This window comes from Rhizobium sp. 01L419 (assembly GCF_056400025.1).
Genome location: NZ_JBFTSM010000006.1, coordinates 119,115 through 131,373 on the forward strand (window position 1 = coordinate 119,115; position 12,259 = coordinate 131,373).

Sequence of the window (12,259 nt, forward strand, 5' to 3'; positions counted from 1 at the left end):
CGGTCGTTGTCTTCCTCATCATTTCCGCTGGTGCCGTATTCCTGTCCTGGAACCCTCTCAGGTGGGTGCACCTTCGTTTCTCAGGGCGTTCAGCTCATGGTCAAGCCGAAGGCGGTTTTGAAGCGAGTTTTGACGGCGGCGATGGCGGTGGTGACGGCGGAGGCGATTAACCTCAAAGTGACGCTGTGATCCCACCGTCGACCATCATCATGTGACCGTTGACGAAGGACGATGCGTCGGATGCCAGGAAGACGGCGGCACCCACCAGTTCTTTGACATCCCCCCAGCGGCCGGCCGGCGTACGGGCTTCAAGCCATGCGGAAAATTTCGGATCATCGACAAGCGCCTGGTTGAGCGGCGTCTTGAAATAACCGGGCGCGATGGCATTGACCTGCAAACCGTGTTTTGCCCAGTCAGTCGCCATGCCACGGGTAAGATTGCGCACGGCGCCCTTGGTCGCCGTATAGGGCGCGATATTTGGGCGGGCGAGTTCGGCCTGTACCGAGGCGATGTTGATGATCTTGCCGCGGCCGCGACCAATCATTGCTCGTGCGACGGGCTGGCTGACATAAAAGATACTGGAAACGTTGGTGCGGAAAAGCTCGTCCCACTTTTCGACAGGGAAGTCCTCCAGTGGCGTGCGAAACTGCATGCCGGCATTGTTGACGAGGATATCGATCGGGCCGATTTCCGCTTCGATATAGTCGATCGCCGAACGGCAGGCCTCGGCGTCGGTGACGTCAAAGGCCGCACTGACGGCATGGCCCTTATTTTCACGGATCGCCTTGGCGGCGGCCTCCGCTTTCTGGGCATTGCGGCCGTTGATGATGACGGAAGCCCCGTGTTCTGCAAGGCCAAGCGCTAGAGCGTGGCCGATGCCTTGGCTCGAGCCTGTCACGAGAGCACGGCGGCCGGAAAGATCGAAGAGCGGAAAGGTCAAGGGATCACTCCTGAAATCAATACCCCTGCATAGCCGGTTTTACCGCTGCTGCGCAAAGGTGATCAGTCTGTCCCCAGACGTTTGATATTGCCTGTCAGTTCCTTTGCCAACCGCAATGAAGCGGCGGTCGCCATGACCATCTGCGGCAGCACCAGCCATTCGAGCGTCCAGGCGGCCCCAGATCGCTCCTGTTCATGGATGAGCGACTGGTGGATGGCCGAAAGCTGTGTGGCATTGAAACGGGCAAGCGCCACCAGTGTTTCGGCAGCGATCGGGTTCTGTTTGTGGGCCATCGCCGATGATGTGCCGCCGCCCCCCAGCTCGATCTCGCCTCCCGCTTCGGCGAGCAGCGCGACGTCCTGTCCAAATTTGCCGAGGCTGCCCGAGATCAACGAATAGAGATTGGCGAGATCGGCAATACGTGTGCGCCGGCTCTGCCATTGCAGCTCGTCTGTCAGCCCCAGTTCCTGCGCCAGCGAGGTGCGCACAGCGGATGCCTCGGCCCCGAGTTTTTCGAGCGTGCCGGCAGCGCCGCCGAATTGGAGGGCGAAGGTCTGCTCCGTCAGCCGGTCGCGGTAGGCCTCCAGCGGCGCGCGCCAGGCGGCGATACGATCGGCAGCGGCTATGGGGATCGCCGCCTGCATGCGGGTGTGGCCCATCAGGCGATTGCCTGCGAACTGCCGCTCAAGGGCGGTCAGTCCGGTGATGATGTCATGCAGACGCCCGCCGAAAAGGAAGGTCACTGACTTCAGCCGCAGCATGAGGCTGGTGTCGATGACATCCTGGCTGGTTGCGCCGAAATGCAGGTGTTTTGCCGCCTCTTCGCCGATGGCCTGCCGAAGCTGTCGGACGAGATCGGGAATGACGACGCCGTCCCTTGCGGTCGCTGCCTTCAGGCTGTCCATATCAGGCGCAAAACCTGCACAGGTCTCGCCGATCTTCCGTGCCGCTTCCGCTGGAATGAGGCCATGGCTTGCCTCGGCCTGGGCGAGTGCTGCCTCAAAGGAAAGCATCGCCCGAATATCGGCTTCGGCTGAGAAGTAAGCGGTAACTTCAGTGTCGCCGAGCAAGCCGGAGAGGAAGGGATGGTCGAAGGGGGATGTTGTCATCTGGCATCTCGTTTCATGGCAATCCCCGTCCACACGTCGGCACCGTTCTTAACCAAGGATAGGGCGGAGCGACATCGACGCTACTTGCTCGGCGGATTGCGGGCAAGCCGTCTCTAAATATGGCTCAGATATCCAGGAATACCGTTTCCTTCGGCCCCTGCAGGTAAATATCGAAGCTCAGCTTCGCCCCGTCACGGGTGGCGATCAGCGTTGCCACACGTTCGCGATGCTCGATGCGCGACAGAATCGGATCCGCCGCATTGGCCTCCTGCTCTTCCGGGAAATACAGGCGCGTGTGCAGGCCGATGTTGATGCCGCGGGCGACGATCCAGAAGGTGATGTGCGGGGCCATCTTGCGGCCGTCCTTGAAGGGAACCTTGCCGGGCTTGATGGTCTCGAAGGAGTAGACGCCGTCTTCGGCGCGGGTAGGGCAGCGGCCCCAGCCGGTGAAGTTCGGATCGGCTGTGCCGCGCATTTCCGAGGGGCTGTTGTAGAGGCCGGCGCTATCGGCCTGCCAGATCTCGATGACGGCATCGCGCACCAGTGCGCCGGCGCCGTCGAAGATGCGGCCGCTGACGGTGATGCGCTCGCCGAGCGTCTTGTCATTGACCATCTGCGTGCCGAGATCGCTGTCATAGACGCCCGTAATGTCGCAGAAATTCGGCGTCAGGCCGATATGCACATAGGGGCCGGCGGTCTGGGATGGGGTTTCCTTGAGATAGCCGAGTTCCTGCATGTCAGTTCCCCTCCGGCTTGTTTTCAAACATGGTCGAGCGGCGGCCGCGCAGCACGATATCGAATTTGTAGGCGCGGCTGTCCATCGGGATCGTGTTACCCCAGTCGAGCGGCGCAATAAGCTGCTCGATCGCCGCCTTGTCCGGGATCGAGCCGACGATCGGACATTTCCAGATCATCGGGTCGCCTTCGAAATACATCTGGGTGATCAGGCGCTGCGAGAAGCCGTGGCCGAAGATCGAGAAGTGGATATGGGCCGGGCGCCAGTCGTTGACGCCGTTTGGCCAGGGATAGGCGCCGGGACGCACAGTACGGAAGAAATAGCGGCCCTCCTCATCCGTCACGAACCGACCGCAGCCGCCGAAATTCGGATCGATTGCGGCGAGATAGGTTTCCTTCTTGTGGCGGTAGCGTCCCCCGGCATTTGCCTGCCAGAATTCCACGAGAACGCCGGACTGCGGCCGGCCGCGCTCGTCGAGGACGCGGCCGTGTACGATGATGCGCTCGCCGATGGCGCTTTCGCCAGGACGCGCGAAATTATGGATCAGGTCGTTGTCCAATTCGCCGATCATCGACGGACCGAAGACCGGGCCGGTGATTTCCGAGATCGTTCCGTCGAGTGACAGCAGTGCGCGCTGTGGCGAACGCAGAACGGACGTCTTGTAGCCCGGTGTGTAGGCAGGCGAATGCCAGGCACGGTCGCGGGCGAAGAAGGCCCCTGTCTCTGGCTTGCGGTTCGGTAAATCGGACATTGTCTCCCCCTCAGGCCGCCTTGCCGGCGTCCATCTGCTCGAAAACCTGCTTTGCGATCTTGATCGCGTGATTGGCCGCCGGCACGCCGGCATAGATTGCCACATGCAGCAGCGCCTCGCGAATATCCTCCCGGGAGGCGCCGGTATTGGTCGTGGCGCGCACATGCATCGCCACCTCGTCGTCCTGGCCGAGGGCGGCGAGCAGGGCGATTGTGATCATCGAGCGCTCGCGTTTCGTCAGCGCCGGTCGCGACCAGACATGACCCCAGGCGGCCTCGGTGATCAGTTCCTGGAACGGCCTGTCGAATTCGGTCGAGGCGGCCTGCGCGCGGTCGACATGGGCATCGCCGAGAACGGCACGGCGGGTCGCCATGCCTTGGTGATAACGTTCGGACGCGGTATCGCTCATGGGCTCTTTTCTCCAATCGATGAGAGGAAGGCACGGATAATCGCGGTCAGCGCTTCCGGCTGCTCGACGGGCGGAATATGGGCGCAATCCTTGATCACTTCATAGCGCGCGCCCGGGATCAGCTTTGCCGTCGATAAGACCAGATCCGGCGGCGTCGAGCCGTCCTGATCGCCGACGACGCAGATGGTCGGCACCTTGATCTTGCCCGCAGCCTCGGTGAAATCCGCGTCGCGGATCGCGCCACAAGTGGCGGCATAACCTTCCACCGGCTGGCGGATCAGCATGTTGCAATAGCCGGCATAGGCGATGTTTTCCGGCCGGCGGAAGGCTGGGGTAAACCAGCGCTCCATCACCATGTCGACGATGCTCGCGATGCCGTTCGTTTCGACGGCGGCAATGCGGTTGTTCCAGCTCTCTGCCGTGCCGATCTTGTGTGCAGTGTCACAGAGGATGAGCGCCTTCACCAGATCCGGGCGGTGCTGATAGAGCGACTGGGCGATCAGGCCGCCGACCGAGAGACCGCAGATGATTGCATCCTTGACCGACAGCAGGTCGAGCAGCCCGGCAAGATCGGTCGCATGATCCTCGATGGCGTAGGGCAACTGGCCGATATCGGACAGGCCGTGCCCACGCATGTCATAGAGGATGATGGCAAAGTCGCCGGCAAGACGCACGATCACATCGCGCCAGATGCGGAAGTCCGTTCCGAGCGAATTGGCAAAGACGATAACCGGCCGGTCGATGGGGCCGCTAATAAGCTGGTAGTGGATCGTCACGTCGTTGATACTGGCAAACTGCACTTTAAATCTCCTCCACTCCCAATTTGATGAGTTGATCCGTTAAGTAAAATGATAGTTGTCGGCTTTTCGATAACTCATGGGTTATGAAAGCAATGATCGATAGCCGCATCAAGTTTCGCCATCTGCAGACTTTTGTCGAGGTGGCGCGGCAGAAAAGCGTGATCAAGGCGGCCGAACTCCTGCATGTCAGCCAGCCGGCCGTGACGAAGACAATCCGTGAGCTGGAACAGGCACTCGGTGTCGGCGTCTTCGAGCGCGATGGGCGCGGCATCCGGATCACGCGTTATGGCGAGGTCTTCCTGCGCCATGCGGGGGCTGCACTGACGGCATTGCGGCAGGGCGTTGATTCCGTCTCGCAGGAGCAGTTTGGTGAGGCACCGCCTGTCCGCATCGGCGCGCTGCCCACGGTTTCGACGCGTATCATGCCGCGGGCGATAGATCTGTTTCTTAAGGAAAACACCTGGAGTCGGGTAAAGATCATCACCGGCGACAACGCTGTACTCCTCGAGCAGCTTCGCATCGGCGATCTCGATCTCGTCGTCGGGCGTCTGGCGGGAGCAGAACGGATGACGGGTTTTTCCTTCGAGCACCTTTATTCCGAGCAGGTGGTCTTTGCCGTGCGCGCCGGCCATCCGCTGCTGGGCGCCGGCAAATCGCTCTTTCCCGAGTTCGGCCGCTATACGCTGCTGATGCCGACCCGCGGGTCGATCATCCGTCCGGTGGTGGAAAATTTCCTGATTGCCAATGGCGTCGCCAGCCTGCCGAGCCAGATCGAGACTGTTTCGGACGCCTTCGGCCGCGCTTTCGTGCGTGACAGCGACGCAATCTGGATCATTTCCAATGGCGTGGTCGCGCGGGATATCGCCGACGGTGTGCTTGCCGCCCTGCCGATCGATACCAGCGAGACGAAGGGACCGGTCGGACTGACAGTGCGCACCGACTCCATTCCCTCGCTGCCGCTGTCGATCCTCATGCAGACGATCCGTGAGGCGGCATTGGAAATTTCCGGCCAGCCTGCGTCTGAGCACTAACCTTCAAGACATCAGCCGCATTTGCCCGTAGATTTGTCGCCCCAAGCATTTAAGAGGCGGCAATCATGAAAACAGGCTTCATCGGTCTCGGTGTGATGGGCATGCCGATGGCGCTCAATCTCCTAAGCGCAGGCACGGATCTCATTGTCTGGAACCGTTCGCCGGAGAGCGCGGAGACGCTGCGAGCCGCCGGCGCTGAGGTGGCCGCCGGCATTGACGAGCTCTTCCGCAAGTCCCAAGTCGTGATCCTGATGCTTGCGACGGACGCGGTAATCGATGCGGTTCTCGAGCGTGACACGCCGGCCTTTGCAGAACGGGTTGTCGGGCATGTCGTCATCCACATGGGAACGACGACGCCGGCCTATTCGAAAGCGCTTGAAGCCGATATCCGTGCCGTCGGCGGTCGCTATGTCGAGGCGCCCGTTTCGGGTTCACGCCGGCCGGCGGAGGAGGGCCAGCTTGTGGCGATGCTTGCGGGAGACGCGGATGTCGTAAAAGAGGTCCGTCCGCTGCTGACGCCCATGTGCCGGGAGGCGGTCGTCTGCGGCGCAGTGCCAAATGCGTTGTTGATGAAGCTTGCCGTCAATATCTTCCTGATCACCTCGGTGACGGGGCTTGCCGAGGCCGCCCATTTTGCCGATCGGCAAGGGCTCGATATGGGTCTTTTCAAGACTGTGGTCGATGCCGGCCAGATGGCGAGCGGCATATCGCGGATCAAGAGCGCCAAGCTGGTGGAACGGGATTTCTCCGTGCAGGCGGCGATCTCAGACGTGTTGAAGAACAACGAGCTGGTGGCGGAAGCGGCGCGGCAGGCGGGAATCGCCTCGCCGCTGCTCGATGCCTGCCATGCGCTCTATGCGGAGACTGAAAATCTGGGCTTCGGGCGGGAGGATATGGCAGCCGTCATTCGCGCCTTTGAAGCGCGGACCGAGGCAATCAGCCTTCCTTTCGGGGACTGACGCTATACCGGTCTGGCATTTGGCGTCATGCTGACGCAATCTTGCCTGTGCAGAGAGCGGTTTTGAAGTTGGACGGTCGAATGCGCGTCTTGCTGGCGGAAGATGAACCGGAAATGGCCGCCGTACTAGTGACGGCGCTCCGCAACAACAATATCATCACGGACCACGTTTCAACCATCGAGGCGGCCGAAGAGGCCGTGCGACTGAACAGCTATGATGCCCTGCTGCTTGATCGCAGCCTGCCTGATGGCGACGGGCTGGAACTGATCGCCGACGCGCGCCGTATCCAGCCGGCTGTCCCGGTGATCATGTTGACGGCGCGCGGCGATCTGAAAGACCGGATCAAGGGGCTCGATTTCGGCGCCGACGACTATCTCGCCAAACCCTTCGCCGTCGAGGAGTTGATGGCGCGATTGAGAGCGATCCTGCGCCGTCCGGGCAATATCGAGATCGAGAGCCTGTGCCTCGGAAGGCTGTATTTCGACCTGCGCAACCGTGAGGCTCGTGTCGGCGACGTGGCGCTTGAACTGCCGCGCCGCGAATTGCTTGTGCTGGAAGCGCTGATGCGCCGGGCCGGCCGCACGGTGGAGCGCTCCAGTCTCGAAGAAGCGGTCTACGGCATGGATGACGAGATCCAATCCAACGCGCTCGATGCGCATGTCTCGCGCGTGCGCCGCAAGCTCGATGCGGCGTGCGCCGGGGTCGAAATCCATACGATCCGCGGCGTCGGCTACCTGATCCGGCAGGCCCGACCATGAAGAAGATGAAGTTCTACTCGCTGAAATGGCGGCTGATCCGCCGGCTGGTGGCGCTGCAGGCCGCGACCCTGGTGCTGATCGCAATCGCCTTTGCCTTCGTCTTCTGGATCTCCGGCATGAGCGGAATATTCGCTCCCGACGAGCATGCAATCGACGCTGCGACGGGGTCGATTGTTTGGGACCCTGACGGTTCGATGCGCATTACCAATACCAAGGATCTGGATTACCAGCGTGAGAAGGCGACCGATTTCTGGTTTCTGGTGCGCGACGAGCAGGGTCACGTGCTGACCGACGGCAATGTGCCGGCGCAATATCTCACCATCGCCGCTTCAGGCACCGACATCGCTGAGGCGCGCTTCAATGGGGATGAGGACAACCCTGCGACGATTGCCGCGCGCCTGCAGAAGGTCAAGAGCGATCACGGCGACCTGCTCGTCATCGTTGGCCGGCAGGGCAGCCTTCCGGCCGGCAAGCTGCTCGTCGTCTTCGTGGCGATTGCTTCCGGCGTCGTGTTGCCGGTTATCCTGCTGACCGGTCTGATCACGTTGGCGGTCACGCCTTTCGTGGCGCGCGGCATCCACCGCGGATTGAACGAAGTGGCGCAGGCAGCCCAGGGTATTGACGGCACCACCCGCGGCTATCGCCTGCCGCTGGAAAACGTGCCCGAGGAGGTGGCGCCGCTGGTGATCGCCATGAACGAGACGCTGCAGCGCCTCGACGACGATCATAACAAGCAGCGGCGCTTCATGCTGGCCGCGGCTCATGAGCTGCGCACGCCAATCGCTATTCTGCAGAACCGGCTGGAGACCATGCCGCCGACGGAAGCGACCAACCGGCTGCTGGAAGATGTGGCCCGTCTTTCGACGTTGGCCCAGCAGCTGCTCGACCTGCAGCGACTCAATCAGGAGCCCGTGCCGGATTGCTCCATCGACCTTGCGACCATCGCGCGGCGTCAGGCCGCCGAGCTTGCGCCGCTGATCATCGCCGCCGGCTATCAGGCGAATTTCGAACTGCGCTCGATGCCGGAACGCATTCTCGGCGACGAGATCGCGCTGGAACGGGCAATTGCCAATCTAGTGCAGAACGCCATTCAGCACGGCGGCAGGAGCGGCACGATCACCATAGCCGTAGAGCACCCCGCGCAGATTTCCGTTAGCGATGAAGGCCCTGGTATCGCGCCAGAGGACCGGGAGCGGATCTTCGAGCCCTTTCAGCGTGCGAACGGTCGCAGCCAGGGCATCGGGCTCGGCCTCCATCTCGTGCGCGAGATCGTCAAACTGCACCACGGAAGCGTGTGGGTCTCGGATGCAGAGGGCGGTGGGGCGAGCTTCAATATGAACTTCGAGCCGACGGCCCAGACTGCATGAATCTTTTCGATGGTGCGGGTGCACGTCATGCTCGCATCATTTGAAAGGGGAATACCGGAATCGGATGATCGATGCTGGAGACCCACATGCAACAGCCGCCGCTGGCCGCCTTCTTTAGTGCCCTTCTCGCCGAGCCCAGGAAAATCGGCGCGATCGTGCCCTCGGGAGGGCGGCTTGCGCGGTTGATCACCAGCGAGATCGGGCCTTCGGCCGGCAAAGTGCTGGAGCTCGGCCCCGGCACAGGGGTTTTCACCGCGGCGCTTCTCAAACGTGGCCTGCCGGCGCGAGACCTCACACTGGTGGAGCTTGAAACCCGCTTCATCGCCCCGCTGCGGCAGCGTTTTCCTGACGTAGTTATTCTCCAGCGCGATGCGCGCGAGCTCGCGGCCTGCAGGGCAGAACTTGGACTGCAGGCGGCAATCGTCAGCGGACTGCCCTTTCGCAATATGCCAAGGGAGATCATCCGGGCCATTGTCGGCGGCAGCTTCAGCCTGCTGGAACGTGGCGGCGCCTTCTACCAGTTCACCTACGGCCATGCCTGCTCGGTACCGTTGGACGTGCTCGATGAGTTCGGGCTGCAGGCGGAGAGGCTCGGCCGGGTGCGCCTGAATATCCCGCCCGCCAGCGTCTTTCGCATTGCAAACCGGCCGGAGTGACGGGTGTGGCTTTGCCTGACTTCGTGACCTTTATCCTTGCGACAGGCCTCTGTGGTGTGATGATTGTCGCGATGCTGAAAAAAACTTGTGCAGGTTGCCCCATCCGTCGGCATTGACCTGTTTTTTGGGCTGACTGCAGGCTCGGAATCGGCTGCGTCGTCTGGAACGGCGCGCTGATTTTAGCCGGCTGGATGGTTCGGCATTTCTAAAACGTGTCGCGATCCTTCAGATTGCTTGCCACGCTTTCAGCCCTTGTTGACGCATGTCGTTATCGCAAACCGCGTACACTTGTGCGACATGCGTTAGCGCAGCACGGTGCGCAGCGTGGCCTGGGTTTCCTTCAGCAGCGGCAGGTAGCGCGTGACCATCTCGACCGCCGGCACATGGGGTGCCGGCGCGCCGATATTGATGGCGGCGACCGTCTGGCCACGGTCATTCTCGACCGGCACGGCGATCGAACAGAGGCCGAGTTCAAGCTCTTGATCGACGAGGGCATAGCCCTGTGCGCGAACCTTCCGGAACTCGGCCATCAATTCCTCGAGGTCGGTCTTCGTATTCGGCGTATTCGCCTTCAGCTGGCTTCTGGAAAGAACAGCCCGGGCCTCGGCCTCCGGCAAAATGGCGAGCAGCACACGACCCATCGAGGCGCAATAGGCGGGAAGCCGGCTTCCGGGCGTCAGGTTGATCGACATGACGCGGCGCTGTGAGGCGCGGGCGATATAGACGATCTCGGTACCATCGAGCACCGACGCCGACGCGCTCTGGCCGGCCTTCTCGGAGAGGGCATCGAGATGCGGCTGGATGAGCACCGGCAGCGGTGTCGCCTCCAGATAGGCGTGGCCGAGCCGCAGGATCTTTGGTGTCAGCGTGAAGAATTTGCCGTCATAATCGGCGTAACCGAGCTCGGCGAGTGTGAGCAGCGAGCGGCGCACCGTGGCGCGGTCGAGGCCGGTGAGTTTCGCGGCATCGGTGATGGATAGCCGACGATGCATTTCGCCGAAGGCTTCGATCACCTTGAGGCCACGGGCGAAGCCGCTGACAAAATCACTTTCCCGCATCGGTTGTCTGGTTTTCTCGTGTTGGCTCGGAAGTTGGGATTACCGGATCCTTGGTCGTACCGATGACCGTGTGAGGTTTCGGTCGCTAACCGTTGCAGGCGGCGATTGGTCAGCGCGCGGGAAGCCATTTCTTCTCGATCCGGCAGGCGACCGTATATGCGGGGTCGAAGACGTTGCCTATGTCGTACCGGATCACCTGGCCGAGGAGATGGCTGGCCGCCACCGTCGTCAGGCCATAGTCTATGACAAGCAGGTTCAACATTTCGGTCGTCGCGTGCTGCAGAGCCTGATCGAGCGGCCTTGCATTGCCGATGGTGATGACGTCATCAACAGTTTCGGCCCTCGGCCAGGATATCGGCCTTCCCTTTTCAACCGTCAGCCGGACAGTGACTTCGAACGTCGTCTCTACACCAGTGCCGACGATTTCGCCGTCACCCTGGACCGCATGGCAGTCGCCAAGAAAGAACAATGCACCGGGCGCGAAGACGGGGAACCAGATCGTCGCGCCGGGACCGAGCACGCGGTAATCCATATTTCCGCCATACGCACCGCTCGTGGCCGTTGAGATCGCCTGGCCAAGGCTCGGCGCTACGCCGAAACATCCGATCATCGGCGACAATGGCAGAACCAGATTTTCGATGCCGGCAACCGGCTCCTTCAATTTCACAGTCATCGCTTGCCGGTCGATATCCCACAGCGTCTTTTCAGATCTTGGAAGGTCGCGAACGGCCTCGGGATCAATGACATTTGCCGCCAACACGCTGCGCGTGAACCCAGTGTCCCTTGTGGGTTTCATGTCCAGAATTTCGACCTTGAGGGCATCTCCGGATTCGGCACCCTCGACGAAGACTGGCCCGTTCATGGGATTTGGGCCGCTTGCCTGCCGGACGTCGTTCTCGTCGTAGCCCCATGCGTCAAGTGTGCGGGTTACGATTGTGTCGCCGCTCGCGACCGTCAAAGCCGGAGGCATGGTTCCAATAACGTTGTAAAAGGCAGTTGCGACGAAAGGGTGGGTCGTCATTCTGGGTGTTCCGCTCGGGTTGGAAATGGGCGTGCAGGGTGACGTGCTGGTTCGACGAACTTACGCATCTGTCGGGCGACCGTCGACGTGAAATATTCAGGCTTCCATAGGTGTGTGGTGAAATATGGTACCGCGACCCCAAGATGTGGGCCAGCAGGAGATTCTTAATTCTTTCGTTGCAGGCCATCGTGAGGCTGACGATCTGATGAGGAGTGCGTGAATTGAATTCTATGCCCGGCCCGCCGCGCAGTTCGTTCCAACGGGCGGTTTATATTTGCCTTGGTCTCTTGATGGTCGGTCTTGGAATTATCGGTGCCATCCTTCCGCTCATGCCGACGACGATCTTCCTGATCTTGGCTGCGTGGTTTTTCAGCCGGTCATCCCCACGCCTGGAGGCCTATCTGATGCGCAGTCGATTTGGCGGCTCGCTACGCGACTGGCGTGAAAACGGGGCGATTTCCCGGAAATCCAAGATTTTAGCCTTGACGGGGATGTTGGCCGGATACGCGATATTCTTCGTTACTTCGAAGCCATCTGTTCCCCTCGCGATCATCGTCGGTGCATTGATCCTGGCTTGCGCTGCCTACGTCGCTTCGCGGCCTGGTTCCGCCAGGCGCAGCGCGCCGGATGAAAGCGGCGGCTGATCTATGTTTGCGACAAGAGG

Annotated in this window: 14 protein-coding genes; 6 read left to right on the top strand and 8 right to left on the bottom strand. The window is 61.3% G+C overall.

All coding sequences use genetic code 11. The annotated features are described in order from the left end of the window. Positions 1–172: 172 nt before the first annotated feature. The 6 genes from AC1DUP_RS13920 to pcaD all read right to left on the bottom strand — a co-directional run bounded on the left by AC1DUP_RS13920 (position 173) and on the right by pcaD (position 4,745). The gene (locus AC1DUP_RS13920) at positions 173–940 is read right to left on the bottom strand and encodes an SDR family oxidoreductase (protein WP_113296859.1); all 768 of its coding nucleotides are present in this window, start codon (positions 938–940) and stop codon (positions 173–175) included. Positions 941–1,002: 62 nt separating this feature from the next. Then, entirely contained in the window at positions 1,003–2,049 is a 1,047-nt protein-coding gene (locus AC1DUP_RS13925; RefSeq protein WP_113508198.1) for a 3-carboxy-cis,cis-muconate cycloisomerase, read from the bottom strand. Positions 2,050–2,173: 124 nt separating this feature from the next. Then, positions 2,174–2,785, bottom strand: a complete 612-nt coding sequence (gene pcaG / locus AC1DUP_RS13930) for a protocatechuate 3,4-dioxygenase subunit alpha (protein WP_113296857.1) — start codon at positions 2,783–2,785, stop codon at positions 2,174–2,176. A 1-nt stretch (position 2,786) separates the two neighbouring features. Next, positions 2,787–3,536: a protocatechuate 3,4-dioxygenase subunit beta gene (pcaH, locus tag AC1DUP_RS13935; protein ID WP_477832923.1), complete on the bottom strand. Its 750-nt coding sequence runs from the start codon at positions 3,534–3,536 to the stop codon at positions 2,787–2,789. Between the two features lie 10 nt (positions 3,537–3,546). Next, positions 3,547–3,945, bottom strand: coding sequence for a 4-carboxymuconolactone decarboxylase (pcaC, locus tag AC1DUP_RS13940; RefSeq protein WP_113307926.1), 399 nt, complete (start codon positions 3,943–3,945; stop codon positions 3,547–3,549). After that, positions 3,942–4,745 carry a 3-oxoadipate enol-lactonase gene (gene pcaD, locus AC1DUP_RS13945; protein WP_113307925.1) on the bottom strand — a complete coding sequence of 268 codons (804 nt, stop codon included), beginning with the start codon at positions 4,743–4,745 and terminating at the stop codon, positions 3,942–3,944. Before pcaD ends, pcaC begins: the two co-directional genes overlap by 4 nt. 92 nt (positions 4,746–4,837) lie before the next feature. Here pcaD and pcaQ point away from each other — a divergent pair, with 92 nt between their 5' ends. From pcaQ to AC1DUP_RS13970, 5 genes are all read left to right on the top strand, one after another. Continuing rightward, on the top strand, positions 4,838–5,776 hold the full coding sequence (gene pcaQ, locus AC1DUP_RS13950) for a pca operon transcription factor PcaQ (RefSeq protein ID WP_113307924.1): 939 nt from the start codon (positions 4,838–4,840) through the stop codon (positions 5,774–5,776). A 65-nt stretch (positions 5,777–5,841) separates the two neighbouring features. Continuing rightward, positions 5,842–6,735: an NAD(P)-dependent oxidoreductase gene (locus tag AC1DUP_RS13955; protein WP_113508201.1), complete on the top strand. Its 894-nt coding sequence runs from the start codon at positions 5,842–5,844 to the stop codon at positions 6,733–6,735. Positions 6,736–6,815: 80 nt separating this feature from the next. After that, positions 6,816–7,493, top strand: a complete 678-nt coding sequence (locus tag AC1DUP_RS13960) for a response regulator transcription factor (RefSeq protein WP_113296851.1) — start codon at positions 6,816–6,818, stop codon at positions 7,491–7,493. Next, on the top strand, positions 7,490–8,860 hold the full coding sequence (locus tag AC1DUP_RS13965) for a sensor histidine kinase (RefSeq protein ID WP_113307921.1): 1,371 nt from the start codon (positions 7,490–7,492) through the stop codon (positions 8,858–8,860). The genes AC1DUP_RS13960 and AC1DUP_RS13965 overlap by 4 nt, the downstream gene beginning before the upstream one ends. Positions 8,861–8,946: 86 nt before the next feature. Then, entirely contained in the window at positions 8,947–9,516 is a 570-nt protein-coding gene (locus tag AC1DUP_RS13970; RefSeq protein WP_113296963.1) for a methyltransferase domain-containing protein, read from the top strand. 302 nt (positions 9,517–9,818) lie between these two features. Here the strand turns inward: AC1DUP_RS13970 and AC1DUP_RS13975 are convergent, their stop codons facing one another. Together AC1DUP_RS13975 and AC1DUP_RS13980 are read right to left on the bottom strand one after the other, a co-directional pair. Then, the gene (locus tag AC1DUP_RS13975; RefSeq protein ID WP_113296849.1) at positions 9,819–10,574 is read right to left on the bottom strand and encodes an IclR family transcriptional regulator; all 756 of its coding nucleotides are present in this window, start codon (positions 10,572–10,574) and stop codon (positions 9,819–9,821) included. A 109-nt stretch (positions 10,575–10,683) separates the two neighbouring features. Then, on the bottom strand, positions 10,684–11,595 hold the full coding sequence (locus AC1DUP_RS13980) for an acetamidase/formamidase family protein (RefSeq protein WP_113296848.1): 912 nt from the start codon (positions 11,593–11,595) through the stop codon (positions 10,684–10,686). Between the two features lie 230 nt (positions 11,596–11,825). Here AC1DUP_RS13980 and AC1DUP_RS13985 point away from each other — a divergent pair, with 230 nt between their 5' ends. Next, positions 11,826–12,239 (top strand): YbaN family protein, encoded by a 414-nt coding sequence (locus AC1DUP_RS13985; protein ID WP_162748439.1) that lies wholly within the window; start codon positions 11,826–11,828, stop codon positions 12,237–12,239. Positions 12,240–12,259: the final 20 nt, after the last annotated feature.